Origin of the sequence: Actinocrinis puniceicyclus (assembly GCF_018283645.1) — a bacterium.
GTDB lineage: Bacteria > Actinomycetota > Actinomycetes > Streptomycetales > Catenulisporaceae > Actinocrinis > Actinocrinis puniceicyclus.
This window is the reverse complement of the sequence record NZ_JAGSXH010000050.1, coordinates 17,061-42,663: the sequence shown is the minus strand read 5'-3', so window position 1 is coordinate 42,663 and position 25,603 is coordinate 17,061. Positions and strand designations below refer to the sequence as shown.

Sequence of the window (25,603 nt, the reverse complement as noted above, 5' to 3'; positions counted from 1 at the left end):
GGGCGGAGTCATCAACATGCCCGAACAACACCGCCACCGCACACCGTCACGGCCTACACCAGCGCATTCAACCGATACCGCTATGTGCGGAGGATGGGGGCTAGAACGGGTCAACCGCGAGGTCAAACGCCGCATCGACGTCGTCCAGGGTCTTCCCCAACGACGACGCGCTCCTGCGGCTGGTCGCCGCCGTCTTGTTCGAACTGCACGACGAGTGAATCGCCTTCCCCCGCCGCTACGTACCCGAGGGCAGCATGAAAGGGCTCTACCCACGCCAGGAGCGAACACGTATGGCCCCCAGATCTGCGCCGCGAGCTGTTCCTTCGTCGCACCAGCAGTGGGAGCTCCTGCATGAGCCCTCCAAGGATGATCATCACGGCTCCTGACAGCCGAGAGCAGTCACGATCGAGACGATCAGTGCGGCAACCGCCATGACCGACAACCGTAGTGCTCAAGTCGCTTCCAGGCCGCCAGTCGGGTCAACTGAGACGGGAAGCGGGACGGGAATGCCGAAGGGCGGTGGCCGATCGCTCGGCTACCGCCCTTCACCTGCGGTGACGCGGGGATTTGAACCCCGGGTGGCTTGCACCACAAACGCTTTCGAGGCGTTCTCCTTAGGCCGCTCGGACACGTCACCGGGGAGAACCTTACCCGACCGCTCGGTGAGATGCGAAAAACTTCTCCAGCAGGGCGCCTGCCTCGGCGGACAACACACCGGGGACGACCTCCGGGCGGTGGTTGAGCCTTGAGTCACGCGGCAGATCCCAAAGCGAGCCGACCGCTCCGGCCTTCGGGTCGAAAGCGCCGAAGACGATCCTGTCGACCCGCGCGAGGACCGACGCGCCGGCGCACATCGCGCAGGGTTCGAGAGTGACCACGAGCGTGCAGCCGGACAAGCGCCAACTGCCCGCCGCGCGCGCCGCGGCGCGTAACGCCACGACCTCCGCGTGACCGACCGGGTCGGCTTCCGCCTCACGCACGTTGCGGCCTCGGCCGACGATCTGGCCCTCCGCGTCGACGACGACGGCGCCAATCGGGACGTCGCCAGTATGCGGGGCCTGTTCAGCCTCGGCCAACGCCTCACGCATCCATGCGGCGTAGCGAGTCAGCAGCCAGGCCGGCAACGGGGGCGGCGCGCCAGTCGACGCCGGTGCACCTCTCGCGCCTTGGGCACCTCGCACGCCTGCATCCGGGGCGCCTTGAACACCTGGAGCACCCGGAGCGCCTGGAGCACGAGCACGTGAAGTTCCGGGAGCGCCGGGAGCGCCGGGACGGCCCGCCTCCGGAGCGCTTGATGCGCGTGGAGCATCCGAGCTCAGCGGACCTCCTCGAGTTCCTCGGCCGCGCCCAGGGCGGCCGCTACGTCCGCGAGCGCGTCCGCCGGGACCACGCCTTGATGGCACAGGCGCGTCAGCGTGGCCGCGCGCACGCCGAAATCGGCGAGCAGATCGGCGTCGCCGGCCGGCCCCGAATGCAACGGCCGGTGCTCGCCGGTCTCCACCACGGCGAGGTCGGCCGAGCCGGGTTCCGCGTCCTCGTCCGCTTCCTGCTCGCCGACCGCGCCGACGCCCGCCTCGTCGCGGCCGTCCGCGCCGGGCGGGAGCAGGTCGGCGGACAACAGCAGATCGGCGTATGCCGACCGGGAAACCGCGGCCGCGTCGGAGACGAACAACCGCGGATCGTCATCGGAGTCGAGCCGAACCACGGCGAACCACACGTCCTCCTGCTCCAGCAGCAGCACGGAGGTGTCCGGTTCGTCGTCGCCCTCGTAGTCCTCGGGAACCTCCCGCATGAGCTCCATCAGGCCGGCGACGTCCTCGATCTCGTCCAGATCGGCGTCCCGGGCCGTCCATCGGTCCGCTGACCGCGCCAGCAGTGCGGCGAAGTACGCCACGGCGAGCACACTCTCCCCTCGATCTCGGGCCGCGCGGGAGACCGGTCCGCGCGGCCGATGCACCACTCAACCATCCAGCCACTGGTCGGCCTGTTCGTCCCGCCGCGCGGCGTGGGCGAACTGCTCGCCGAAGCCGAGCCTGGATGCGATGCCGCCGACCGCCTCGCCCAGCCCGAACTCCGGTTCCCGCTGCAGCCGTTCGCACACGAACGCCAGCTCCAGCGGGTCGAGACCGAGGTCGGCGAACATGTCCTGGTCGCCGATCGGCCCGTCGGCCAACTCCCGCGGGTCGGCGCCGGGATCAACCCGGTCGAGCACGTCGCCCGCGATTCGGTCGTCCACGGCCGCGGCCACATCGGACAGGAACAGCAGCACCCGCGCGCCGACCGGCCTGGCCGCGACGAAATACTCGTCCCCGAGGCCCACCAGCCCGATGGTGGGGCCCTCGGAGACCTGCTGATGCAGGGCGGAGAGAAAAGCGTCGAGGGACTCGGCCACGTGCGGCGGTAACCCGACCGCGTCCCAGTGCCCGTCCTCCTGGTAGGCGGCCACGGCGAAGTCGACGAGCGAGTCGTCGAACTCCAAGTAGTCCGCCTGCGGCGCCATGGCCGTCCTCTCCAGCTGTCGCATACCAGGAACAGCGCCTCAGGAACCGGCGCCGTACTCGCATCCGTCACGGACAATGCCCGCACTCGCATCGTGACAGAAAGCGACGCACATCGGCAGCGGCTGGAAGGGTCGGATCGGCGCGCCGCGCCGGGCGGCCGCCAGGATCGCCGCGGCGGATCAGCCGAGCGGATCAGTACCGAAACGTACGGAGCACCCGCTCGTGCAGTTCGGCCGCGCGGGTACGGCGCGGCGCGACCCGCTTGCGCAGCTCGCGCGCCTCGGCCAGTTCGGCGAGGAAGCGCGCGCGTCGCAACCTGCGCTCGCGCTCCGGCTCGCTGTCCTCGGGATCTTCGGAACCGGCGGCGGAGGCGTCCGGCACCGCCCGGACGCCCGGCTGCGGATCGTCCCCCGCGCGGCGGCGATCGGTCATGGCCGAACCCCCTTCGTCCATGTTCGCTCGTTTCCTTCCGTTCAGTCCTACCCGCTCATCCGGCCTGCCAACGTGTGCGCACGCCGAACGGTTCGTGCAACGCGTGCCCGCATAGACTCTGCCCATGCGTATCCACGTCGCGGAGCATCCGCTGATCGCCCACAAGCTGACCGCGCTGCGCGACCGCAACACCGACTCCCCGACGTTCCGCCGGCTCTCGGACGAGTTGGTGACGCTGCTCGCCTACGAGGCGACTCGGGACGTACGGGTCTCGCCGCTGGAGGTGCAGACCCCGGTCTCCCCGGCCCGCGGTGTACGGCTGGCCGCGCCGAAACCGCTGGTGGTGCCGATCCTGCGGGCCGGCCTCGGCATGCTCGATGGGATGGTGCGGCTGCTGCCGACCGCCGAGGTCGGATTCCTCGGCATGGTGCGCGACGAGGGCACCCTGGTCGCCTCGACCTACGCGACCCGGCTCCCGGACGACATCTCCGACCGGCAGTGCTACGTGCTGGACCCGATGCTGGCGACGGGCGGCACGCTGATCGCGGCGATCCGGCTGCTGGCCGCGCGCGGAGCCCGGGACGTGACCGCGATCTGCCTGCTCGCCGCGCCGGAGGGCATCGCGAAGCTCGACCAGGAGCTGGCCGGACACCCGATCCCGGTGACGGTCGTGACCGCCGCCGTGGACGACCATCTCAACGAGCACGGCTACATCGTGCCGGGTCTCGGGGACGCCGGGGACCGGCTGTACGGCGTCGTCTAAGCGGAGGTCCCGGCGCGCGGCACCGGGCTTGCGGTCACAGGGCTTGCGGTCACAGGGCCTTCACGGCGGCGACGACCTTGCTCAGGCTCTCCTTGGCGTCGCCGAACAGCAGCGTCGTCTTGGGGTCGTAGAGCAGTTCGTTCTCGATGCCGGCGAAGCCCGGGCGCAGCGAGCGCTTACAGAACACCACGGCGGCGGCGCTGTCGACGTTGAGGATCGGCATGCCGTAGATCGGGGCGCCTGGGCTCGTGCGCGCAGCCGGGTTGACCACGTCGTTGGCGCCGACGACCAAGGCCACGTCCGCGCTGGAGAGCTCCATGTTCGCCTCGTCCATCTCCAGCAGCGACTCGTAGGGCACGTTCGCCTCGGCGAGCAGCACGTTCATATGACCCGGCATGCGACCGGCCACCGGATGGATGCCGTACGCGACCTTGACCCCACGCGCCGTGAGCAGGTCGGCCAGTTCCCGGATGGTGTGCTGGCCCTGCGCGACCGCGAGCCCGTAACCCGGGACGACGATCACCTTGCGGGCGTAGCCGAGCAGGATGGCGATGTCCTCGGGGGTGCCCGAGCGCACCGGGCGGTTCTGCGCCGCCGCGGCCGGGCCGGCGACGCTCGCCCGGAACGCGCCGAACAGGATGCCGGTCAACGGGCGACCCATCGCGGCGGCCATCAGCCGGGTGAGGATCGTGCCTGACGCGCCGACCAGGGTGCCGGCGACGATCAGCAGCGTATTGCCCAGCACATAGCCGGAGGCCGCGACGGTCAGGCCGGTGAACGCGTTGAGCAGGGAGATGACGATCGGCACGTCTGCGCCGCCGACCGGAAGCACGAACAGCACGCCGAGGCCGAGGGAGACCAGCAGCAGCGTGACCAGCAGCCCGGTCGAGCGCACCGGCAGCCCGGCGACGGCCAGGCCGACGGCCGCGACGAAGACCGCCCCGGAGATCCAGCGGCCGGCGGGCAGCACCACGGGCCGGGTGGTCATCAGCTCCTGGAGCTTGGCGAAGGTGACCATGGAGCCGGCGAAGGAGACCGAGCCCACCAGGACGGTGAACACGGTGGCCGCCTGGTCGCCCATCGCGATCTTCGAGGACTGCGAAGCCACGGTGAGGAACTCGATCAGGGCGACCAGCGCGGCCGCCCCGCCGCCGACCCCGTTGAAGATCGCCACCAGCTGCGGCATCGCGGTCATCTTGACCCGGGTGGCCGCCGGGACGCCGATCACCGCGCCGACCGCGACCGCGCCGAGGATCAGGCCGAGGTGCTGGAGGTGGCCGACGCTGAGCGTGACGGCCACCGCGATGACCGCGCCCGCAGCCCCGGCCCAGTTTCCGTAGCGGGCGGTCTTCGGCGCGGACAGCCCCTTCAGCGCGAGGATGAAGCAGATCGCGGCGATCAGGTAGCCGAACTGCGCTCCGGTGCTCATCTGCGCTCCTCGCCGCGCCGGGCGGAGAACATCCGCAGCATCCGGTCCGTGACCACGAAACCGCCGACCATGTTCACCGTGCCGAGCACGATCGCGATCAGCCCGAGGGTGATCTGCGCCGGGCCGGACGAGACACCGGTGATCAGGATGGCGCCTACCAGGACGACGCCGTGGATGGCGTTCGCCCCGGACATCAGGGGTGTGTGCAGGGTGGAGGAGACCTTGGAGACCACCTCGAAGCCCACGAACACCGCGAGCACGAAGATGGTCAGCAGACCCATGCCACCGATCTGGTTCGCCACGCGCCACCTACTCCGGTTGAGTGGACTGGTTTGACTGCTCGGGTTGTTGCGCTTGCTCCGGTGCTGGGGCCGCCGGCTCCGGTTCGCTCTGATCGGATGCGGGCACCGGCTCGGGCACCGGTTCGGGCTCCGGTTCGGGCTCCGGTTCGGGCTCCGGTTCGCCGGGAGCGAGCGCGTTGCGTACCGCTTCGTGGACGAAGCGGCCGCCCTCGGTGACCCGGGAGCCGGCCAGGATCTCGTCCTGCATGTCCCCGGCGCGCAGCAGCGCGACGAACGCCGAGATGTTCGCTCCGTACAGCTTGCTCGCGTGCACCGGAAGCTGTGAGGGCACGTCCGCCCCGCCCCACACGGACACGCCGTTGAAGACGCCGGTCTCGCCGGGCTTGGACAGCGCGCAGTTGCCGCCGCTCTGCGCGGCCAGGTCCACCACGACGGAGCCGGGCCGCATCGCCGCGACCATCTCCTCGGTCACCAGCAGCGGCGCGGTGCGGCCGGGAATCGCGGCGGTGGTGATCACCACGTCCGACTCGGCGACGTACGGCGCGAGCGCGGCGTGCTGCCGCGCCGCGAAATCAGCGCTCTGGCTCTTGGCGTAGCCGCCGGCGCCCTCCTGCGTCTCCAGGTGCAGTTCGACGAAGGTGGCGCCGAGCGAGCGCACCTCGTCCGCGGCGGCGGAACGCACGTCGTAGCCGCTGACCACCGCGCCGAGCCGGCGCGCGGTCGCGATGGCCTGAAGACCCGCGACCCCGGCGCCGAGCACCAGCACGCGGGCCGGCGGGATGGTGCCTGCCGCGGTCATGAACAGAGGGAAGAAGCGCGGCAGCAGTTGCGCGCCGACCAGCGCGGCGCGATATCCGGCGACAAGCGCCTGAGACGAAAGCGCGTCGACGCTCTGCGCTCGGGAGATGCGGGGTACAAGTTCGAGTGCGTATGCCGTCACGCCGTGATCGCGGGCGGCGAGCATCGCCTGCGCTTCCTGGAAAGGATTGAGCAGACCGAGCAGACTCGCGCCGGCGGGTAGTGCGGCGATCACCGTCAGTTCCGGCGGGTTGACCACCGCGAGCACGTCCGACCCGGAGGCGAGCTGCTGAGCCGAATCGACGATCTCGGCGCCGGCGGCTCGGTAGTCGTCGTCGGTGGCGTAGAGATGGCGGCCCGCGCCAGACTGGACGGTCACCGTCGTGTCCGGTGCGGCGCACAGCGCCGACACCGCCTCGGGCGGCAGCGCCACCCGGCGTTCGCCCGGTCTGGTTTCCGACAGCACTCCGATACGCATGGCGTGCACCGTACCTGGCGGTAGCACCGTGGGGAAGTAACCGGCGACACCAATATCACCGGCGTCCGGTCCTTGACCGCGGCGCCGCCGGGCGTCCGGCGCGGTCGCCCGGGGGCGCACGCGGGGCGCGCGAACCGACTGCCGAAGCACCGCGAGCCCGGAGCCGGACGGTCCGCGACCCCGATCACGTTGCGCCGTCCCGGTTTCCGGCCCCCGCCGCGCCGGGTACCCCTATTGAAGTCAGCCGGAGCGAAGCGGATCAGGCTACGCTGGTACCGGTCAGGGACTTACGTGCTACACGTGGTCCGTCGTCAGCGGTCTGACCCACGCGGGCCGGTCAGGTCGATGCGTCGGTGTCGCGTTCGGAGGGGAAGGGTCGCGATCGTCATGCCGAAGGCCAAGCCGGCCATCCAATGGGGCCTCGTTCTGTTCGTCGTGTTCTGGATAGTGCATGATCCGAACACCACAGCCGGATTCGTCAAGGACGTGTTCGTGTTCGTGTCGAACTTCTTCCACTCGATCGGCAACATCGTCAGCTTCCACAGCAACGTCCACTAGCCGCCGATGACCATGTTCCCGTCGATCGCGTCCAGCCAGGCACCGGGGCACATAAGGAAGTTCCTCGACCCCGACGAGAAGGTCGTGATCCACACCCGCTTCCACTGGGCCTCGCTGATCCAGCCGGTGGCGCTCGCCGTCGTCGGCGTGTTCGTCACGATCGCGGTCAACGTCTCGCAGCCGGTCAGGACCGGCAGCGCACTGAACGTGGCCTGGCTGCTGTGGGGACTTTGGGTGCTGTGGGCGCTCGCCACGGTCTGGGACATCCGCAAGGCGATGGCGCTGCGCAAGGCCGACGCGCGCGCGCAGTTGCTGGCGGCGGTGATCGTCGGCGCGCTCGCCTACGGGATCGCCTGGCTGGTGCAGAACAAGCTCTTCGGCGTCGGCGGGATGCTGCTGATCGTGCTGCTGGTCGTGCTCGGCTGGGCCGCGCTGCAGATCGGCGAGTGGGCGGACCGCTTCTTCGTGTTGACCAACAAGCGGATCGTGGTCATCGAGGGCATCATCAGCACGACGGTGCGCTCGATGCCGGTCTCGCGGCTGACGGACATGGCCTACCGGCGCTCCGGGATCGGGCGCGCGCTGGGCTACGGCCTTTTCGACGTGGAGTCGGCGGGCCAGGACCAGGCCCTGAAGATCATGAACCACGTGCCGCGGCCGGAGTACACGAACCTGCAGATCTCGCACCTGCTGTTCGCCAGCCCGAAGCCGGACCCGAAGAACATCGTGATCGGCGGGCAGGTGAGCCCGCACAACGGCAACGTTTCGCTGACCGGCCAGATGGACGGGTGAGGTACCCGCCGCATCCGGCCGGCGGCCGGCGATGTCAGCCGGGCGCTAAGTGAGGTCCTGCGGGACGGCGTCGAGCGTTTCCATGATCGCCTTCGCCAGCGCCCGCGCGGTTTCCGCGGTCAACTCCACCGCCACGCGCGCGCCGGCGCCGCGGCCCGGGTTGCGGAAGTCGATGTTGAGCGTGTGCTCGGCGGCCGCGTGCACGGGGTGGTCGAAGTAGACGGTGGTCTGCGTCAGAGGAAACCAGCCCTCGGCGCCTTTGCCGCTGCCCTCGGTGTCGACCTTGGCGGTGATGTAAGTGCACATAGACGCCCCCTAAGCGCTCAGGTGCTTGCCGAAGAACGAGCCGATGCGCTCCCAGCCGTCCTTCGCCGCCGCGGGCCGGAACGCGGGCCGCTCGACCATGAAGAAGGCGTGGCCGGCGTCCGGGTAGCTGTGGAACTCGAAGGGTTTGCCGAGCTTGGTCAGGATCTGCTCGAGTTCCGCGACCTCGGCCGCGGACGGGTGCTGGTCGTCCGCGCCGAACAGCCCGAGCAGCGGGCAGTGCAGGTCGGGCAGCTTGTCGTAGAGCGGGGCGACATGGCGCATCGGGTGGCCCTGGATGGTGGACGGGTCACCGGTGACGAAGGCGCCGTAGCAGTCCACCGCCGCGTCCAGGGGCAGGCTGCACGCGGCCAGGACGGACTGGCGCCCGCCGGAGCAGAAGCCGATGACGCCGGCCTTGCCGTTGGAGTTCGGCAGTGAACGAAGATACTCGGCCGCGCCGGCGACGTCGCCGACCAGCCGCTCGTCCGGCACCCCGCCCTTGGCCCGGCCCGCCGCCGCCGCGTCGTCCGGGGCGGCGCCGGGCGCGTCGTGCCAGAACAGGTTCGGCATCACCGCGTTGTAGCCGAGGTGGCCGAACCGCCGCACGATCTCCTTCGTCGCCTCGTCATACCCGGGCAGGTGATGGATGACCACCACCCCGCCGCGCGCGGTCTCGTCCTGGAGCAGGGCCGCATAGGCCTCGATCTCGGCTCCGCCGTGCCCGGTGATCCTTACCGTCGCGGAGAGGAATGCATCGTTCTCGCTCATGCGGCATATCCTGCACCCCGGGCCCGCGTGCCGCACGGACGGGTGCGCGGACGGGTGCACGGACGGGTCGCGCGAATACGCGCGAGAACGACAGGATCGCGGGACCGCGGCGGGCCGCGCGACGGTCACCCGCGCGGCGATCGCAATGCAAGCGATACCTGCCGAGCCTGGACTTCGGTGCGGATCGCGCTACGTTGATCTTGCAGCCCTCGAATACACACGGGGGCTGCACTTGCGTGCCGGCCGCCGTGATCTTCCGCTGCGCTACCATGCCTGGGTCATGGATACCGCACCCGATCCGGGCCGTGGAACGCGCCTGGCGTCCCTGCTGAACCGGCCGGTCGTCCTGCTGGCGACCGGGCTGGGGTTGTCCGCGGCCGCCGGATCCGGATTCATCGCCGTCGTGAACCACTCGATGCCGCCGATCCGGGTCGCGCCGCTTCCGGGCCTTTACTTCCTGCTCGCCGCGATCGGCACCGGCATGTTCGCGGCCTTCGAGCAGGAGATGACCCGGGCCGTGAGCCGGGCGCTGGCGCTCGGGCACTCGGAGCCGCAGGTGATCCGGCACCAGGTGCGCAACGCGGCCTGGGTCGGTGTCGGCACGCTCGCGCTGGTGTGTGCGGCGAGCCCGTTCGTCACGCACCACTGGATGTACGGCGACTGGGCCGTTTTCGCCGAGTTGCTGATCGGCCTGGCCGGGATCTGGGCCTCTTTTCTGGTGCGCGGGGTGCTCTCGGGGCGCCGGCAGTTCCGCTCCTACGCGATCACGATGGTGGTCGAGGGCCTGGCGCGGCTGTTGCCGAGCATCGTGCTGGCGGCGCTCGCACTCGGATCCACCTGGTCCCAGGGACTGGTTTTCGCGCTGGGTCCGATGGTGGCCGCGGTGTCCGGACTACTCGTCGCGCGCGCGCCGATTCCCTACGCTGATGCGCTCGGCGCGACCGAGACAGCCGCCGCGAACGCCCCGCCGGCCGAGGCCGTCCAGGCCCAGGCGGTCGTTGACACCGCGCCGGAAAACGCGTCTGCGGGCAACGCCGCGCCGGACGGCAGCGCTCTGGACAACACCGTGCTGGACACCGCGCCCGAGACCGCGAACCAGGCGGCGGCGCGGCTGGCCCGGCTCACCGGCGGTGTCCTGGCCGGCCAGGTGCTGATGTACGCGATGCCGCTCGTGGTCACCGGCCGGCTCACCACCGACTCGAAGCTGGCCATCTCGGTCGCCTCGGCGGTCGGGCTGACCCGGCTCGGGCTGCTGATCCTCTTCCCGCTCCAGGCCCCGCTGCTGCCCAGGCTGACGGCCGCGGCGGCGCTCGGGCGGATGGCCGAGGTGCGCCGCACGACGGCCGCGCTGGTGGCGATCTGCGTCGCGGCCGGGATCGCGGGGATCGTGGCGAGCGGGTTGGTCGGCCCGTGGGTGCTGACCACCGTGATGGGCGCGAAGGTGCGGTTGTCGGCCGTGCTGTTGATGGAACTGTCCCTCGGCACGCTCTTCCTTCTGGTGGCGAACATCCTGCAGTCCGCGTTGACCGCGCTGAACCGGCAGCAGACCGTGTTGTTCGCGTGGTGTCTCGGGGTGGTGACGATGTTCGTGGTGTTCGCGGTGCCGCTCGGTCCGCTGACCACCGCCGCCGTCGCGTCCATCGCCGGCCCCGCGGCGACGATGGCGCTGATGGCTCTGGACGTGCTGCGGGTGACCGGGGGTCGGCCGGCCTCGGCGCGGCGCGACGAGGTGGCGACGCACAAGGGCCCTGCCGCGGCTGAGCGCGGCGAACCGGCGCCGTCCTCGGCCCACCAGGCGAACGTGCGCTGAGCTGAGCGCGGAACCGAGGAACCGAGGAACCGAGGAACCGAGGAACCGAGACGACCGGGGCCCGGCGGACGAATCCGCCGGGCCCCGGCCTGTTCACATCACTGCTGGTCTTGCATAACCGCGGTACTGCTTAGACGTGCGGTGTCAACTGGCGCTGAAGTAACCGCCGAGGTCGACGATCACCCGGACCGTGCCGCCGGAGCCGTTGAAGAAGTCGACCTGCCCGCTGTTGGGCACGATCGCCAGGTTCGGCACCGACACGCCCGGCGTGAAGTTCAGGTTCGACACGACCGGCCGGGTGGAGGCCGCCGGGTAGGCGGTCAGGTAGCCGGTCGCGGTCGCCTGCGCCACCGTCACGTTCGCCAGGATGGCCGTGGCACTGGCCGGGAGCGGCAGACCGAGAGTGCCGTTCGCCCCGAGGGTGCCGGGTCCGGAGGTGCCCAGGCCGATGCGGGTGTCCACGAGCCGGTCCGGGCCGAGCGCGTGGTACTTCGCGCCCGCGGTGCCGACGGTGAAGTAACCCGCCACGTCGGCGATCAGGTCGGTCGGACCGCCGCTGCCGTTGTAGAAGTCAACCTTGCCGTCCTTGCCGACCGGGACGATCACCATGTTCGCGATGACCTGGTTCGCCGAGAAGTTGAGGTTGGAGACGGTGGGCCGGGTCACCGGGTTACCCGCGGCGTCCTGGTTCGGGTAGACCGTCACGTAGCCGCTCGCGGTCGGGGCGGTCACCGTGACGTTCATCGCCACCGCGCTGATTCCGGACGGAATCGTCACGGAGCCGACGGTGGTGCCGCCGACCGGGAGGCTGACGGTGCTGGTCGAGCCGACCTTGCCCGTCGGGACGCCGATCCCGTGACGGGTGTCCATCGCCCGGACCGGACCGACTGCCGTGTAGGTGGAGGCGCTGGTGGAGTCCGTCGTGAAGTAGCCCGCGAGGTCCGCGATGAACTGCACGGTGCCCCCGGACTCGTTGACCAGGTCCACCTTGCCACCCGCGCCGACCGGCACGGTGACCAGGTTGGGCACGACCTGCCCGCCGACCCAGTTGAGGTTGGAGGTCGCCGGCATCGCGCTGCCGTCCGGGTAGACGACTGCGTAGCCGGTGGCGTGGGTCGCGGTCGCCGTCACGTTGAGCACGACGGCCGTGACGTTCGAGGCGGGGACGTGGTTCTGACCGGTGATCTGCAGCTTGACCGTGCCGCCGTTCGCCGCGACGGGGCCGGCGCCACCGATGTTGTACCGGGTGTCCAGGATGCGTGTCGGGCCGTTCGGCACGTAGTAGCTCGCCGCGGATTCGACGCTGCCCGCGCAGGCGACGGCGACGACGCCCGGCGCCATCGGGGAGCCCCAGCCGGTCGCCATGTCGTAGCCGGCGTTCGCCGGGTAGCTGTAAGCCGCGTTGTAAGCGGAGATGCCGTTGTTGCCCGCGGTCACGTCGCGGAAGACGGAGTACTTGTCCGGGGTCTTGGCGGCCTTGTAGAGGGCCGGGGCCGCCTGACCGGCCGGCGTGCCGGCCTGGCATGCGGCGCTGGCGTCGGCGAGGGCGTAGATCGCCGCCCACACCGGTGCGGCGCCACTGGTGCCGCCGATGATGTTGTAGTAGTTCCCGGTGTCGGCGGGGTTGCCGTCGTAGTAGTACTCGTCGATGACGTAGCCCTGCGCCGGGTCGGCCAGCGCGGCGACGTCAGGAACCTGACGGCAGCCGCTGGTCGCGGCCGCGGCGCAGTGCGCCGAGTATCCGGCCGCGGTGACGTACTGCTGGAACGACGGCGCCGCGTTCGTGGAGACACCGCCGCCGGTCGCACCGTAGTAGTAGTGGCCGTTGCCGTCGGTCTGCACCGAGTTCCACGCGGACTCGACCATCGAGTTGTTGGTCAGGCCGTGCATGGTGGTGCCGCCCGCGCCGAGCACGAAGGGCTGGCTGGCCGGGTCGTCCACGGACAGCTCGCTGTCCGGTGACGTGGCGGTCGGGTCGTAGCAGCCCGTGTCGCCGGAGTCGCCGGAGGCCGCGATGACCGTCTGGCCCTGAATCGCCGCCTCGGAGAAGATGGAGTTCTCCGCGGAGATCGTGGACGGGTTGGCCTGCGCCTCGCACTGGCCCCAGCTGCTGGAGATCACCTTGGCGGAGTCGTCGGTGACGATCCGGTTGTAGGTGTCCAGCACCTGGGTGTCGGTGGTGGAGTTCAGGTTCCAGTCCGGACCGGCGTAGTCGATGATCGAGACGCCGGGCGCCATGGTGGCGATGTTCTCGATGTCGAGCGCCGACTCGATGCCGACGCCGGTGTACATGTTGGGCTGGGCGGTCGGACCGCCGTCGACCGAGACCTGGCTGATCGGGGTGGAGATGCCGTAGCAGTTCTTCAGGTCGTTGAAGCCGCCCGGGTCGTAGCTTTCGAGCTCGAAGACCGCGACGGTCACGCCGGAGCCGTTGTTGCCACCGTTGAGCAGCGAACCGGTGCCGTAGATGTTGGCCAGAACGTCGGCCGTGTAGTAGTTGGTGCCGTCGTGCAGGTTGAACGACGGGCTGTTGTAGATCGTGTTGATGTTCGAGCACGTCGGTACCGCGTAGTTCGGCTGCACCGTGTTCGACTTCACCGCGGCGTGGGACTTGACGGCGGAGGACTGCACCGTGCTCTTGGCCTGCTTGCCGGAGGTGACGTGGTGCGGCACCGCGTACGCGATGTTGTCGAGACCGACGACCCCGGCGATGTCCGCCGAGACCGCGGCGTCGAACTTCGGCGCGCTGGTGTTCGCGTAGACGGCGCGGCCGGCGTAGCGGTAACCCGCGAAGCCGGTGCCGAACGCGTTCTTCGCCTGGCCGACCGTGGCGGTCACCGGAACGAAGAGGCCGTCCGCGGAAACCGGGCCCGGGGTCAGGCCCGCGGCCTTGAGCGCGGCGTCCACGGCCGCGACTTCGGCCGCGGAGGCACCGAACTGCTGGGCGATCTGCCCCTTGGCCAGGAAGTGGTGGTAGTTCGGCGACTTCGGATCGTTGAGCGCCGCGGCGAGCGCGGGCAACTGGGCCGAGGTCGGCGTCTTGAGCTCGATGTCGATGCTGAGCTTCGTCGAGTCCGCCGGAGCCGCGGCGGCCTTGGCGCTGTGCGGCACCGTGGGCGCGCCGCCGACGGCGACCCGGACGGGCGCCGCCGCGTGGCCGGGCGCCGCGAGCGCCACCTGGGCCGCGCCGACCGCGAGGCTCACGGCGACAGCCGGGATGGCCGTCCGCCGCGCGCGCCGGGGCGAGGCCTGGTAAGGCTCCCCGGGCGCCGCGCTGCTGGATTTGTTCACATGAATCCCCAAGTCTCGTGCGGTGGTGCTGTAAGCCGCCGTCCCCCCTCGGGAGCGGCGAAACCGGACGCCTCGGGAATCCGTCCCGAAGCACCGGAGCCTGTGGGCGACAACAAGGCGGTCCGCCGGTGGTCGGCTAATAAGTGCCGAAGACCCCGGTCAGATCCGTCCTGACGTCGAAGTAGCCTGAGGTGCCGTTGTAGTAGTCCACGGCCTTGACGTTCTGCGCGCCGTCCGTGCCGGCGGTGGCCAGCGAGAGGTTGGCGACCGTCTGGCCGGCTGCGAAGTTGAGGTTCGACACGACGGGCCGCGTCACGCCGAACGGATATACCGTCAGATAGCCGCTCTGCGCGGTGTTGGTCACGGTGGTGGTCATGACGAACGCGTTCATGCCGAGCGCCATCGGGACCGGGTCGCCGGTGTCCGGATCGGCGGTGTAGATGAGGCCCAGTTCCCGCACCCCGGCGCCGGGAATCGGGCCCCAGCCGTCCGAGGTGGTGTCGTCGATGCGGTCAGGGTCCATGGGAAGGTAGGCGTTCGTGCCGCCCGCGCTGAAGTAGCCGTCGACGTCCGCGATGATCTGCGTTCCGGTGCTCGAGTTGTACAGGTCGATCTTCCCGTCACTGCCGACCGGGACGATGACCGTGTTCGCCACGACCTGGCCGGCGGTGAAGTTCACGTTCGAGGTCGCCGGCCGGGTGGTGCCGTCCGGGTAGGCGGTGACATAGCCGGTGCCCAGTGTGCCGGTGGCCGTCACGTTGAGCGCGACGGCCGTGATGCCGGAGCCGGGCAGTTGGCCGCCGTCCGCGCCCGCGATGGTCAGCGTGACCGCCTTGCCCGCGCCGACGACGCCGGCCGGCGCTCCGATGCCCTTGCGCGTGTCCAGCAGGCGCACCGGCGAGAGCGAGGTGTAGCCGGCCGCGGCGGCCGGCGTGAAGTAGCCGGTGATGTCGGCGATCACCTGCACGGTGCCGGAGCTGTTGTTGAGCAGGTCCACCGTGCCGTCGGCGCCGAGCTGCGCCACCGCGAGCGTGGCGACCGTCTGCCCGGCGGCGAAGTCGACGCTCGCGGTGCCCGGTGCGGCGCGGTCGCCGTCCGGGTAAGCGGTGATGACGCCCGCCGCCGTCGGCGAGTTGACGGTCAGGTTCAGCACGGCCGCCGCGGCGTTCGCCGGAACCGAGCCGACCCCCGCGACCTTGAGCCTGATCGTGTCGCCGGGCGCGACGGCACCCTGCTGCGCGCCGGTCCCGTTGCGCGTGTCGAGCAGCCGGGTCGGTCCATACGGGCTGAAGTTCGTGCCCCTGGTCGTGTACGGCGCGGTGACGGTCGCGGAGTCACCGGCCGGGTCGGTCTCGGTCAGGGTGACGGGATAGGTGCCGGGCTTCGAGTAGCTGTGGCTGACGGCACTTCCGGAAGTGCTCACCGGTGCGCTGCCGTCGCCGAAGTCGAAGGAGTAGGAGGTGCCGGCGATCCAGTTCTGGTCCGCGGCGAAGCCCGCCACGCTGAGCATGCCCACATCACTGAATCTCAGGCTCGGGGAGAGCGGTCCGGCCGCGTGCGTCCGCACCGTGCGAGCCGCGGTGCGGCCCGGCGGGAGCAGCGCGGGGGCGGACAGCGGCCTGTTCGACAACGCATTCACCGGCAACGCCTTGACGGAGTCGGCGGCGGAGTCCGCGTGCGCCGTCGCCGGGACGAGAATCCCGATCCCGGCGACCGCGGCGCAGACCGCGGACTGGCGCTTGTGCACGTTCGGTTCCCCCACGCTGTGGATATGACCCGCCAGCGGTGCCCGGCGAATGAGACGAGCACTCATGTTATGACCCCGACGGGCCGCCCGGCCCATGACTTTGTAGCAGCTTTGCACCAACGCACGCCACGATCAAAGTGAATTCGAAACCTGAGGCCACAACGACCGGTACATCGGGTGACCTGGAAGAATACAACGCTTATCGTTGTACTCCGACTCGAAACAGGACTAAATGCCCTTTCATAGCTCGACGACGGCGTCGCGTCCGAAGTCGGCGAGTTTCGGCCGTCCGGACAGGACCATGACCTCTTCGAGTTCGTCGCGCAACAGCTTGAGCACGGCGGCGGCTCCGTCGCGGCCCGCACAGGCCAGGCCCCAGAGCACCGGCCGGCCGACCAGGACGATGCGCGCGCCCAGGGCCAGCGCCTTCGCGGCGTCCGCGCCGCAGCGCACGCCTCCGTCGAAGAGCACCGGGATGCGGTGCGCGACCGCGTCGGTGATCTCGGGAAGCGCGATGAGGCCGGGCACCGCCGCGTCGAGCTGCCGGCCGCCGTGATTGGAGACGACGACGGCCGCGGCGCCGTGTTCGGCGGCGAGCAGCGCGTCCTGGGCGGTGAGCACGCCCTTGAGGACGAGGGGCAGCCGGGTGCGCGAGGTGAGCCACTCCAGGTCCCGCCAGGTGACCGCGGCGTCGAACTGGTCGCGCGAGTGCGCTTCGATCGCCGAGATGCCCGCGGCGCCGTAGGCCGCGATCTCGGGCAGCGCCGCGTCGAGGTTGACCGCGCGGATGTGCGGCGGAACGCTGAAGGAGTTGCGCACGTCGCGCAGTCGGCGTGCGACCCGCGCGGCGTCCACGGTGAGCATCAGGGCTCGATATCCGGCCGCCTCGGCCCGCTGCGCGAGGTCGGCGAGCGCCTCGCGGCGGCGCAGCCAGTAGAGCTGGAGCCACAGCGGCCCGCTCGCCGCCGCGGCGATGTCCTCAAGGCTCTGACTGGCGAAGATGCTCGTGACGAAGAGTGCTCCGGCGGCGCCGGCCGCACGCGCCGTCGCCTGCTCTCCGTCCGGATGCACCAGCCGGTGGAAGGCCATGGGAGCCACCCCGATCGGCGCGGCGAGCGACGTACCGAGCAGCCGGACCGAAAGGTCCGGCGCGCGCACGTCGACCAGTACGCGCGGCCGCAGGGCGAAACGGTCGAACGCGGCACGGCTGGCCGCGAGGGTCTGTTCCCGGCCCGCGCCACCGCCGATGTAGTCGCGAACGTCCGGTGGCATACGCGCAGAGCCCTGATGCTCGAACTCTTCGAGCGTGAGCGGTTGCGACACACTCCCCCCCTCTCGGGCACCCGGATGCGGCCGGGCATCGCGTCGCGGCCGCGCTCGCCGTGGCGCGGGGTCCGACTCTCGCGCCGGGGGCGTGGCGAAGTCAACGCAACGGCACGGATTCAGTGCCGAAACCCGCTTGCCGCTTGCGGATCAGTGGCCTGTGGCGCATGGACCGGTGCAACTTTCACGACCGCGGCGCCTCGATCATGTCGCCGACAGGCGCGGTTCCCCGGCGCCCGGCCGGACCACCGCCCAAAATGGTCTAGACCATTGACTCGGGTGTGACGGAAGTGACAGGCTCGGGCCGCGCGAGACCTCGCCGCCGGATCCACCCCTTTCTTTGAACGGGTCCGCCTTGAACGGATCCGCCGTGGGGGGATCCGCCTTGAGCGCAGTCCAGCCCCGCCACCGACGCTCGACGAGCTGAGCCGTGGAGTCGTGTTGACCAGTCTTTTGAGCAGCAGCGCGCAGACCGGCCCGCAGCAAGGCGCGTGGGTCGATCGGGTCCTGCTCTCCGGCGGCGAGGACGACCCTTGTCTGCGCTTCGGCCGGCCGTGCGACCGCGGCACTCTGCGCGCCCAGGTCGCCGAACGGCAGCGGCAGTTGGCGGACGCGGGTCTGGCCGCCGGCGGCACGGTGGCGCTGTGCCTGCCGCCCTCCCCCGGCTACGTGGCCACGCTGCTGGCCGCGTGGCGGCTCGGCGGACAGGTCAGCCTGCTGGATCACCGCCTCGCCGAAGCGGAGGTGCGCCGCGCGCTGGACCGGCTCGCCCCACAGGTGCTCGTGCAGGGGACCAAGGCGCCGGGCGGCGCGGCGTTGCGCGGATACGCCGACGTGGAGCCGGTCGCCACGGCGCTGCGCCGGGGACGGCCCGCCGAGACCGGGCACGCGCTGATCCAGCTCAGCTCCGGTTCTACGGGCCCTTCGAAGGTCATCGGGCGCACCGCGGCCGACCTCGAAGCAGAGCTCGGACGCTACGCGCTGCTGCCTCGGTTTCCGCGCCGCGGCGAACGCATCGTGCTGCTCGCCTCGATGGTGCACGTGCTCGGCCTGGTCGGGGGGCTGTTGCACGCGCTGCACGCCGGCGTCGAGCTGGTGCTGCCGGAACGGCTCACCGCGGCCGGGATCCTGGACGCGGTCTCGTGGGACCAGCGGCCGACCACCGTGATCGGCGTGCCCTTCTACGCCGAACTGCTCTCCGGCGTCGCACAACCGCCCGGCCTTCCCCACTTCGCACGGATGATCGTTGCCGGCGAGCTGGTGCGACCGGGCGTGCCCGCGGCGTTCGCCGCCCGGTACGGCGTGCCGCTCGGCACGATGTACGGGATGACCGAATTGGGGGTCATCGCGACCGACCTGACCGGCGAGTTGCATCCGGCGGTGGAACCGACCGCGGGGCTTTGCCTGGAGGTGCGCGACGGCGAGCTCCATATCCTGATGCCCGCGTCGCCGTATCTAGGCGCCACGGATCCGGCGCGCTGGTCGGACGGCTGGCTGCACACTCGCGACGCGGCGCGCGCGCAGGACGGCGGGCGCGTGGTGATCCTCGGCCGCAACGACTCGCAGGTCTCGATCGGCGGACTGAAGGTCGATCTGACCGAGGTCGAGCACACCCTCGGCTCGCTTCCGGGCGTGGCCGAGTCCGTCATCGTGTTCGAAGACGGCGTGATCACGGCGTACGCCGCGCTGGCGGACGCAACGAGCGCCGAGGCGGTCCGCCGGCGGCTCGGGCAGGAACTGGCGTCCTACAAGCAACCCAGACACCTGCGTGTGCTGCCGGCGTTGCCGCGCACGGCGACCGGCAAGCTGCTGCGCGATCCGGCGGGCCTGCGGAAGGCAGCCGAGGCCGCCGGCGGTTGAGCGTCCCCGGCGACGCTTCGACCATCGACAAAGGGGAGGAACCGATGCGGGATCAGCTGTCTTCATTACCACGTCACTGGGCGTTCTCACTTCCGCTGCCGTCGCGGCGCGGGCCGTCCGGGCCGTCTCGGCGCGGACTTTCGCACCGGGGCGGCGGCTTGTCACACCAAACCAGTGGTCTTGCACACCGGGCCATAGGTAGCGCTCGGTGAGCCGCGCGCCGCTGCTCGAGCGGTCGGAACTGGTCGAGATCATCGCGGCGCTCGGCGGCCGCGACCCGCGGAGCGTGGACGAGACGCTCGGCTCGCTCGAACTGACCTGGCTGGTGACCGAACTGGAACAGCGTTACGCGGTGGTGCTCGAACTGAGCGAGGCGCACCTGGCCCGTATCGCGACGGTCACGGACGCACTCGACGTGCTGAACAGTGTTCTGACCACGGCCGCGCCGGCGGATGCGGGGCGGTAGGTAACTCGGATGGCGGACACTGACACCCGGCCGCAGCGCGGGGTCGGCATCACCGGTATCGGCGTCGTCAGCGGTTGCGGACGCGGGCCCGAGGCTCTCTTCGATGCCGTACTCGCCGGCCGCCCGGCGTTCGGACCGGTGACCCGGTTCGATGTGTCTCGCACCGGCACCGGTCATGCGGCGCAGCTGCCTGAGGTCCACGGACTGGCGTCAGAACTGGTCGAGGTCATCGGCGGCGCGCTGCGGCGCGCCCGGCTCGACCGCGACGCCGAGCCAAGCGGGGTCGTGGCGCAGACCCCTGTCTTGCTCGCCGTGCACAGCGACCTGAGGATCGCAGACGTCACCGGTCAGGTGGCGGAGGGCATCGCGGAACGGTTCGGTTCGCAACCGCCGTGCCGGGTGTACACGGGCGCCTGTGTCGCGTCCAGTACGGCAGTCGCCGACGGCGCCGCGCACATCCGCGCGGGCAGACACGAGCGGGTCGTCGTCGCGGCGGGATATCTGGTGGAACCCGACACGTTCGCCGTCTTCGACGCCGGGCGGGCGCTGTCGCGTGACGGTGCGGCCCGCCCGTTCAGCAAGGGTCGCGGGGGTCTGCTGCTCGGCGACGCCGTGGCCGCCGTCGTGCTCGAAGCCGTCGGCGCGGCACGTCGGCGCGGCGTCGAGCCGCTGGCGAGGCTGTCCGGGTGGGGCGGCGCCGGTGACGCGTATCACGTGTGCAGGCCGCGCCCGGACGGCGAAGGACTGGCCCGTGCGATCGGTATGGCGCTGCGCCGCGCCGGGGCCGCGCCGGAAGAGATCGCGTACGTCAACGCGAACGCGACCGGCTCGCCCTTGGCCGACCCAGCCGAGGCCGCCGCACTGCGCCGGGTCTTCGGCGACGGCGTCGAGCGCCTGCCGGTGAGCTCGACCAAATCGGTGCATGGACACGCCCTGGAGGCGTCGGCGCTGCTGGAACTGATCGTCACCGTGCTCGCGCTGAATACGGGACGGCTGCCGGTCAACGCCGGCTTTCTGGAGCAGGACCCTGAATGCCGGCTCGATCTGGTGCTCGGCGAGGCGCGCGCCGCCCGCCCGGGTTATGCGCTCAGCGTTAATTCCGCCTTCGGCGGCGCCAATACCGCCTTGCTGGTCGGTGCCGCGTGACCGTGGGGACCGGGCCGGTGCAGGCAGTTTCCGAACACACGCACACGGCGCCCGTAGGATCAGCGCCCTCCGTTTCGGCGCCCGTAGACTCGGCGCCCGTAGACTCGGCGCCCGCCGATTCGGTGCGCTGGCAATCAGGGTCCTGGGACTCAGCGCCCTGGGAGTCAGCGCCCGTCGTTTCGGCGGTCCGAAGCGCGGCGGCGACCGATTCCCTGCGGGTGCTGGCGCGGGCGTGCTGGCCGGAGCCGGCCGACGACGGCGCGGCGCCGCCCGCGGTCCCGGGTTTCATCGTCTCCAGCTTCAATCCGCTCGTGATCGAGGTCGCCGAGCGCTGCCTGCGGCAGGTTTTCGGCGAGCCGCCGGCCGCCGAGCCGCGGCGCGCCGCCGGCGTCGGCATCCTGCTCGCCAGCGCGGGCGGCGACCAGGGCACGGCGCGCGCGCTCGCCGAGGCGGTGGCCGCCGGCGCACGGGTGCCGCCCCTGCTGTTCTTCCAGTCCAACCCGAACGCCGTGCTCGGACACGTCGCGGCGCGATGGGGGCTGGCCGGACCCGTGATCAGTCTGGGTCCGGCGGCGACCGGGCGCGGCGAGACCCCGGAGCAGACCTGCCGGCTGTCCCTGGCCGAGGCGCTGACCGCGGCCGCCGTGTTGATCGGCGACGGCGACGCGCGGGAGGCGCTGGTGCTGGCGGTCGAACAAGGCACCGTCCCGGGCGCAGCCGGGGACCGCGCTGTTGCGCTGTACGTCGCGGGGGATGGATGATCCGGCGCCCACCGCCGGTACATCGCGATCTAGGGAGGGAAACATGGCGATCTTGGGGATCGCGCACACCGAGTTCCACGTGCAGGACGCCGACGCCGCGGCCGAGCGGCTGATCCACGACTACGGATTCGTGGCACGCCGCCGCTCGCGGGGCGGGGCCGAACTCGGCCTCGGCGGGATCAGCCTCGTGCTGACCGAGGCCGCGCCCGGCAACCGCGCACAGCAGTACGTGGAGCGGCACGGCGACGGCGTGGCCGTCATCGCGCTCGGCTGCGAAGACCCGCAGGAGGACTACGCCCGCGCGGTCGGCTCGGGCGCCGATGTCATCGACGCCGCGCAGCGCACTGTCGCCGGGTTCGGCGACGTGGCCCTGAGCTTCGTCGAGCCGGGCGCCGCCGCGCACTTCGCGGACTTCGCGGCGGGCGCTCAACCGTGGCTCGTGGACCACGTCGCGCTGTGCGTGCCCGCCGGGGAGTTGAAGGACACCGTGCGCTTCTGCGAGCAGGCGCTCGGCTTCGCGCGCACGTTCGCGGAGTACGTGTCCGTGGGCGAACAGGGCATGGACTCGGTCGTGGTGCAGAGCCCGTCCAACACGGTGACCTTCACCCTGCTCGAACCGGACACCGACCGCGCCCCCGGTCAGATCGACGGTTTTCTCGCGGCGCACGGCGGCCCGGGAGTGCAGCACCTGGCACTGCGCACCGGGGACATCGCCTGCTCGGTGCGGACTCTGGCGCAGCGCGGCGTCGGCTTCCTGAGCACCCCGGACACCTACTACGACGCTCTCGCCGAGCGCCTCGGCGGCACCGACATCCCCGTGGACACCCTGCGCGAGCTCAACATCCTGATGGACCAGGACCACGGCGGCCGGCTGTTCCAGATCTTCACCCGTTCCACCCACCCGCGCGGCACCTTCTTCTTCGAACTGATCGAGCGGCGCGGCGCGGCCGGTTTCGGCACCGCGAACATCAAGGCCCTGTATGAGGCGGTCGAGCGGCAGCGCTCCGCCGCCAACGGCTGAAAAGAGGGGGAAGTGATGATCGACACCGAGCAGATCGCCGCGTCGTACGGTCTCAGTGCTCAGGAGCGTGCGGCGCTGCCGACCGCCGACGAGGTGCGCTGGTACGCGGAGCACGGCTGGTACCTGTCCGGCCGCCGCCTGTTCACCGACGACGAACTCGACGAGTTGCAGGACGCGACCGACAAGTTCTACGAGGGGCTGCGCGAGCGCGAGCTGCCGGTGCGCCCGCCGAACCTGGCCGCCTGGCGGTCTGAGCACGGACCGGTGCAGCGGCACAACGACTACATCCACTACGAGTGCGAAACCGCCGGACGCATCCTGCGCAAGCCGCTGCTCGGCGCCGTCGCCGCGGCGCTGGCCGAGGCCGAGCGGATCAGGGTGTTCCAGGCCACGCTCATCTACAAGCCGCCGAACCCGCGGGAGCCGAGCAACCTGGTGCCCTGGCACTTCGACCGGCACTACTGGCAGACCTGTAGCTCGGACCGGATGCTCACCGCGTTCATCCCGTTCCACGACTGCGACGAGCGCATGGGCACGATCACGATGATCGACGGCAGTCACCGGTGGCGGGAGGCCCCGGGCGGGGACGACTCCAGCCGGCACTTCGCCCAGCGCGACCGCGGCGAACTGGAGCGGCTGCTGGAGCGCAACGCGCAGTACAACGGCGCCGAGCTTCGCAAGGTCCCGGTCGAGATCCCGCGCGGGCATGTCAGCTTCCACCATTGCCGCGTGTACCACGGCAGCGGCCCGAACCTCGCCGAGGTTCCGCGCCGTGCGGTCTCGCTGCACCTGCAGGACGGCGAGAACCGGTACCGGCGCTACGATCGGCCGGACGGCACGCCGGTGGTGTACAACCACGATGTGCTGGTGCGCCGTACGGCTGAGGGCGAGCCCGACTACGCGGACCCGGAGTTCTGCCCGGTGATCTGGGACGCGGCTCGATGACCCGGGCGCTGGACGATCGAGCGCCGCAGACCGTCGACCCACAGACCGTCGACCCACAGACCGCTGATCCACAGACCGTCGACCCACAGACCGCTGATCCACAGTCCACTGATCCGCCTTCCGCCGGGGCCCGATCCGTCGAGCCGCTGGACACCCCGGCGGCCAGGTACCGGATGATCCGGCTCATCCGGGGTTTCGAGGAACTGGCGCTGGAGCTGGTCAGGTCCGGGCACATCGTCGGCGGAACCCACCCGTACATCGGGCAGGAGGCGGTCGCGGTGGGCGTGTGCGCCGCGCTGCGCCCCGGCGATCAGATCACCAGCACCCACCGCGGACACGGCCACGTGCTGGCGAAGGGAGTACCGCCGCGCCTGCTGCTGGCCGAGCTGGCCGGTCGCGTGACCGGGTCGAACCGGGGCCGCGGCGGATCCATGCACGCCGCCGACCTGCGGCTGGGGATCCTCGGCGCGAACGGGATCGTCGGCGCCGGGGTCCCGATCGCGGCCGGCGCGGCGTGGGCGGCGAAGCAGGCGCGCGCGGACCGGGTGGTGGCCGCGTTCTTCGGCGACGGCGCGCTGAACCAGGGCGTGCTGCTTGAGACGCTCAACCTGGCCGCGATCTGGAAGCTGCCACTGCTGTTCGTCTGTGAGAACAACGGCTACGCGACCACGCTGCCGGCCGCCGCCGCGGTCGCGGGCAGCGCGGTGGCACGCGCGTGCGGCTTCGGAGTCGCAGCGTTCGAAGTCGACGGCATGGACGTGGAGGCGGTGCGCGGCGCGGCGAGCGCGGCCGCGGGCCGCGCCCGGGCCGGGCGCGGCCCGGTCTTCCTGGAATGCCGGACCTACCGCTTCGAAGGGCACCACACCGTGGAGCGCCGGTTCCGCCTCGCCTACCGCACCGCCGAGGAGATCGCCGCCTGGCGGGCCCGAGACCCGCTGGAGTCGGCGGCCGCGGCGCTGGCCGACGCAGAAGCGGAGCGCGCCGCGATCGACGCGCAGGTCGCCGCGCAACTGGACGACGCACGCGAGTTCGCGCTCGGCAGCGCGACGCCCGATCCGTCGGGAGCCTGCGACTTCCTCTACGCGAGCGGGCTGCGTCCGCGGGCGGGAGCGCTGCCGTGAGCCTTCTTTCCTATGCCAAGGCCCTCAATCGCGCGCTGGCTGACGCGCTTGAGGCGGACCCGGCCGTGTGCGTCTTCGGCGAGGACGTCGGCGCCGGCATGGCCGGGCTCACCTTCGGCCTGCAGGACCGGTTCGGCCGCGACCGCGTGGTGGACCTGCCGCTGTCCGAGCAGGCGTTCACCTCGCTCGCGCTCGGCGCCGCGCTGTGCGGCCGGCGTCCGGTGGTCGAGTTCCAGATCCCCTCGCTGCTGTTCCTGGTCTTCGAGCAGATCGCGAACCAGGCACACAAGATCAGCCTGATGACGGGAGGGCAGGCCGCCGCGCCGATCACGTACGTCGTGCCCGGTTCCGGATCGCGCGAGGGCTGGGCGGGTCAGCACTCTGATCATCCCTACAGCCTGTTCGCGCACGTGGGCGTGAAGACGGTGGTCCCGGCCACGCCCACGGACGCGTACGGCCTGCTCGCCTCCGCCATCCGCGACCCCGATCCGGTCGTCTTCTTCGCACCGTCCGCGGCGATGAGCGTCCGCGAGGACGTCACCCGGGAGCTGGAGGCCGTCCCGCTCGGCGCGGCGCGCGTGCACCGCGAGGGCACGGACGTGACCGTGGTGGCGGTCGGCCATCTGGTGCACACCGCGCTCGCCGTCGCCGCGGAACTGGCCGAAGAGGTGTCGATCGAGGTCTTCGATCCGCGCACGCTCTACCCGTTCGACTGGCCCGCGCTGAGCCTCTCGCTGGCCAAGACGCGCAGGCTGGTGGTGATCGACGACTCCAACCGCAGCTGCGGGATCGGCGCGGAGGTCGTGGCGAGCGCGGCGCAGGAGTCGCGGCTGATCGCCCCGCCGCGCCGGATCACCCGGCCGGACGGCGCGGTGCTCCCGTTCGCCCTCGCGCTGGACCGCGCGCTCCAGCCGAACGCGGAGCAACTGCGGCAGGCCGTGCGCGCGGTCGCGAAGGAGCACGGATGAACCACGCCCCCGGACGA

Annotated in this window: 24 protein-coding genes and 1 tRNA gene; 12 read left to right on the top strand and 13 right to left on the bottom strand. The window is 71.1% G+C overall.

Annotated elements, in window-relative coordinates:
• Positions 1 to 552 precede the first annotated feature (552 nt).
• The 5 genes from KGA66_RS15420 to KGA66_RS15400 form a co-directional block, all read right to left on the bottom strand.
• Positions 553 to 637, bottom strand: a tRNA-Ser gene (locus KGA66_RS15420).
• Positions 638 to 647: 10 nt separating this feature from the next.
• Positions 648 to 1,088: a nucleoside deaminase gene (locus KGA66_RS15415; protein WP_211468805.1), complete on the bottom strand. Its 441-nt coding sequence runs from the start codon at positions 1,086 to 1,088 to the stop codon at positions 648 to 650.
• A gap of 227 nt (positions 1,089 to 1,315) precedes the next feature.
• A complete protein-coding gene (locus tag KGA66_RS15410) occupies positions 1,316 to 1,894 on the bottom strand; it encodes a tRNA adenosine deaminase-associated protein (RefSeq protein ID WP_211468804.1) in 579 nt (192 codons plus the stop codon).
• Between the two features lie 66 nt (positions 1,895 to 1,960).
• A complete protein-coding gene (locus KGA66_RS15405) occupies positions 1,961 to 2,524 on the bottom strand; it encodes a tRNA adenosine deaminase-associated protein (protein ID WP_211468803.1) in 564 nt (187 codons plus the stop codon).
• A 169-nt stretch (positions 2,525 to 2,693) separates the two neighbouring features.
• The gene (locus KGA66_RS15400) at positions 2,694 to 2,954 is read right to left on the bottom strand and encodes a hypothetical protein (RefSeq protein ID WP_211468802.1); all 261 of its coding nucleotides are present in this window, start codon (positions 2,952 to 2,954) and stop codon (positions 2,694 to 2,696) included.
• A 103-nt stretch (positions 2,955 to 3,057) separates the two neighbouring features.
• Between KGA66_RS15400 and upp the strand changes: the two genes are divergently transcribed.
• Positions 3,058 to 3,696, top strand: a complete 639-nt coding sequence (upp, locus tag KGA66_RS15395; RefSeq protein WP_211468801.1) for a uracil phosphoribosyltransferase — start codon at positions 3,058 to 3,060, stop codon at positions 3,694 to 3,696.
• Between the two features lie 49 nt (positions 3,697 to 3,745).
• On the opposite strand, the gene KGA66_RS15390 is transcribed toward upp, so the two are convergent.
• The 3 genes from KGA66_RS15390 to KGA66_RS15380 are packed head-to-tail and all read right to left on the bottom strand — an operon-like array spanning position 3,746 to position 6,703.
• Positions 3,746 to 5,125 (bottom strand): NAD(P)(+) transhydrogenase (Re/Si-specific) subunit beta, encoded by a 1,380-nt coding sequence (locus KGA66_RS15390; RefSeq protein ID WP_211468800.1) that lies wholly within the window; start codon positions 5,123 to 5,125, stop codon positions 3,746 to 3,748.
• Positions 5,122 to 5,415: an NAD(P) transhydrogenase subunit alpha part 2 gene (locus KGA66_RS15385; protein ID WP_211468811.1), complete on the bottom strand. Its 294-nt coding sequence runs from the start codon at positions 5,413 to 5,415 to the stop codon at positions 5,122 to 5,124. Before KGA66_RS15385 ends, KGA66_RS15390 begins: the two co-directional genes overlap by 4 nt.
• 19 nt (positions 5,416 to 5,434) lie before the next feature.
• On the bottom strand, positions 5,435 to 6,703 hold the full coding sequence (locus tag KGA66_RS15380) for an NAD(P) transhydrogenase subunit alpha (RefSeq protein ID WP_211468799.1): 1,269 nt from the start codon (positions 6,701 to 6,703) through the stop codon (positions 5,435 to 5,437).
• A 387-nt stretch (positions 6,704 to 7,090) separates the two neighbouring features.
• On the opposite strand from KGA66_RS15380, the gene KGA66_RS15375 reads away from it, so the two are divergent.
• Entirely contained in the window at positions 7,091 to 7,261 is a 171-nt protein-coding gene (locus KGA66_RS15375) for a hypothetical protein (protein ID WP_211468798.1), read from the top strand.
• 6 nt (positions 7,262 to 7,267) lie between these two features.
• Positions 7,268 to 8,053, top strand: coding sequence for a PH domain-containing protein (locus tag KGA66_RS15370; protein ID WP_211468797.1), 786 nt, complete (start codon positions 7,268 to 7,270; stop codon positions 8,051 to 8,053).
• 45 nt (positions 8,054 to 8,098) lie between these two features.
• Here the strand turns inward: KGA66_RS15370 and KGA66_RS15365 are convergent, their stop codons facing one another.
• Together KGA66_RS15365 and KGA66_RS15360 are read right to left on the bottom strand one after the other, a co-directional pair.
• Entirely contained in the window at positions 8,099 to 8,359 is a 261-nt protein-coding gene (locus KGA66_RS15365; RefSeq protein WP_211468796.1) for a DUF6295 family protein, read from the bottom strand.
• A gap of 9 nt (positions 8,360 to 8,368) precedes the next feature.
• The gene (locus KGA66_RS15360) at positions 8,369 to 9,127 is read right to left on the bottom strand and encodes a dienelactone hydrolase family protein (protein ID WP_211468795.1); all 759 of its coding nucleotides are present in this window, start codon (positions 9,125 to 9,127) and stop codon (positions 8,369 to 8,371) included.
• A gap of 280 nt (positions 9,128 to 9,407) precedes the next feature.
• Here KGA66_RS15360 and KGA66_RS15355 point away from each other — a divergent pair, with 280 nt between their 5' ends.
• Complete coding sequence (locus KGA66_RS15355) at positions 9,408 to 10,937, top strand: lipopolysaccharide biosynthesis protein (RefSeq protein WP_211468794.1); 1,530 nt, start codon at positions 9,408 to 9,410, stop codon at positions 10,935 to 10,937.
• A gap of 144 nt (positions 10,938 to 11,081) precedes the next feature.
• Here the strand turns inward: KGA66_RS15355 and KGA66_RS15350 are convergent, their stop codons facing one another.
• From KGA66_RS15350 to KGA66_RS15340, 3 genes are all read right to left on the bottom strand, one after another.
• Complete coding sequence (locus tag KGA66_RS15350) at positions 11,082 to 14,141, bottom strand: S53 family peptidase (RefSeq protein WP_211468793.1); 3,060 nt, start codon at positions 14,139 to 14,141, stop codon at positions 11,082 to 11,084.
• Positions 14,142 to 14,364: 223 nt separating this feature from the next.
• Complete coding sequence (locus KGA66_RS15345) at positions 14,365 to 15,990, bottom strand: PKD domain-containing protein (protein ID WP_211468792.1); 1,626 nt, start codon at positions 15,988 to 15,990, stop codon at positions 14,365 to 14,367.
• Between the two features lie 225 nt (positions 15,991 to 16,215).
• Positions 16,216 to 17,298, bottom strand: coding sequence for an alpha-hydroxy acid oxidase (locus KGA66_RS15340; RefSeq protein WP_211468791.1), 1,083 nt, complete (start codon positions 17,296 to 17,298; stop codon positions 16,216 to 16,218).
• 441 nt (positions 17,299 to 17,739) lie between these two features.
• On the opposite strand from KGA66_RS15340, the gene KGA66_RS15335 reads away from it, so the two are divergent.
• From KGA66_RS15335 to KGA66_RS15300, 8 genes are all read left to right on the top strand, one after another.
• Positions 17,740 to 19,158, top strand: a complete 1,419-nt coding sequence (locus KGA66_RS15335) for a class I adenylate-forming enzyme family protein (protein ID WP_246507901.1) — start codon at positions 17,740 to 17,742, stop codon at positions 19,156 to 19,158.
• 208 nt (positions 19,159 to 19,366) lie between these two features.
• Positions 19,367 to 19,624: a hypothetical protein gene (locus KGA66_RS15330; RefSeq protein WP_211468790.1), complete on the top strand. Its 258-nt coding sequence runs from the start codon at positions 19,367 to 19,369 to the stop codon at positions 19,622 to 19,624.
• A 9-nt stretch (positions 19,625 to 19,633) separates the two neighbouring features.
• Positions 19,634 to 20,770, top strand: a complete 1,137-nt coding sequence (locus KGA66_RS15325; protein ID WP_211468789.1) for a beta-ketoacyl-[acyl-carrier-protein] synthase family protein — start codon at positions 19,634 to 19,636, stop codon at positions 20,768 to 20,770.
• A 218-nt stretch (positions 20,771 to 20,988) separates the two neighbouring features.
• Complete coding sequence (locus KGA66_RS15320; RefSeq protein WP_211468788.1) at positions 20,989 to 21,531, top strand: beta-ketoacyl-[acyl-carrier-protein] synthase family protein; 543 nt, start codon at positions 20,989 to 20,991, stop codon at positions 21,529 to 21,531.
• Between the two features lie 43 nt (positions 21,532 to 21,574).
• Complete coding sequence (hppD, locus tag KGA66_RS15315) at positions 21,575 to 22,552, top strand: 4-hydroxyphenylpyruvate dioxygenase (RefSeq protein WP_211468787.1); 978 nt, start codon at positions 21,575 to 21,577, stop codon at positions 22,550 to 22,552.
• 15 nt (positions 22,553 to 22,567) lie between these two features.
• The gene (locus KGA66_RS15310) at positions 22,568 to 23,497 is read left to right on the top strand and encodes a phytanoyl-CoA dioxygenase family protein (protein WP_211468786.1); all 930 of its coding nucleotides are present in this window, start codon (positions 22,568 to 22,570) and stop codon (positions 23,495 to 23,497) included.
• Between the two features lie 173 nt (positions 23,498 to 23,670).
• Complete coding sequence (locus KGA66_RS15305; protein ID WP_369015881.1) at positions 23,671 to 24,618, top strand: thiamine pyrophosphate-dependent dehydrogenase E1 component subunit alpha; 948 nt, start codon at positions 23,671 to 23,673, stop codon at positions 24,616 to 24,618.
• Positions 24,615 to 25,586, top strand: a complete 972-nt coding sequence (locus KGA66_RS15300; RefSeq protein ID WP_211468784.1) for an alpha-ketoacid dehydrogenase subunit beta — start codon at positions 24,615 to 24,617, stop codon at positions 25,584 to 25,586. The genes KGA66_RS15305 and KGA66_RS15300 overlap by 4 nt, the downstream gene beginning before the upstream one ends.
• Positions 25,587 to 25,603 lie beyond the last annotated feature (17 nt).

Coding starts and splice junctions, on each gene's coding strand:
- KGA66_RS15415 (WP_211468805.1), bottom strand. CDS start 1,088: ATGCGTGAGGCGTTGGCCGAGGCTGAACAGGCCCCGCATACTGGCGAC.
- KGA66_RS15405 (WP_211468803.1), bottom strand. CDS start 2,524: ATGCGACAGCTGGAGAGGACGGCCATGGCGCCGCAGGCGGACTACTTG.
- KGA66_RS15400 (WP_211468802.1), bottom strand. CDS start 2,954: ATGGACGAAGGGGGTTCGGCCATGACCGATCGCCGCCGCGCGGGGGAC.
- upp (WP_211468801.1), top strand. CDS start 3,058: ATGCGTATCCACGTCGCGGAGCATCCGCTGATCGCCCACAAGCTGACC.
- KGA66_RS15390 (WP_211468800.1), bottom strand. CDS start 5,125: ATGAGCACCGGAGCGCAGTTCGGCTACCTGATCGCCGCGATCTGCTTC.
- KGA66_RS15380 (WP_211468799.1), bottom strand. CDS start 6,703: ATGCGTATCGGAGTGCTGTCGGAAACCAGACCGGGCGAACGCCGGGTG.
- KGA66_RS15375 (WP_211468798.1), top strand. CDS start 7,091: ATGCCGAAGGCCAAGCCGGCCATCCAATGGGGCCTCGTTCTGTTCGTC.
- KGA66_RS15370 (WP_211468797.1), top strand. CDS start 7,268: ATGACCATGTTCCCGTCGATCGCGTCCAGCCAGGCACCGGGGCACATA.
- KGA66_RS15365 (WP_211468796.1), bottom strand. CDS start 8,359: ATGTGCACTTACATCACCGCCAAGGTCGACACCGAGGGCAGCGGCAAA.
- KGA66_RS15360 (WP_211468795.1), bottom strand. CDS start 9,127: ATGAGCGAGAACGATGCATTCCTCTCCGCGACGGTAAGGATCACCGGG.
- KGA66_RS15355 (WP_211468794.1), top strand. CDS start 9,408: ATGGATACCGCACCCGATCCGGGCCGTGGAACGCGCCTGGCGTCCCTG.
- KGA66_RS15325 (WP_211468789.1), top strand. CDS start 19,634: ATGGCGGACACTGACACCCGGCCGCAGCGCGGGGTCGGCATCACCGGT.
- hppD (WP_211468787.1), top strand. CDS start 21,575: ATGGCGATCTTGGGGATCGCGCACACCGAGTTCCACGTGCAGGACGCC.
- KGA66_RS15310 (WP_211468786.1), top strand. CDS start 22,568: ATGATCGACACCGAGCAGATCGCCGCGTCGTACGGTCTCAGTGCTCAG.
- KGA66_RS15305 (WP_369015881.1), top strand. CDS start 23,671: ATGATCCGGCTCATCCGGGGTTTCGAGGAACTGGCGCTGGAGCTGGTC.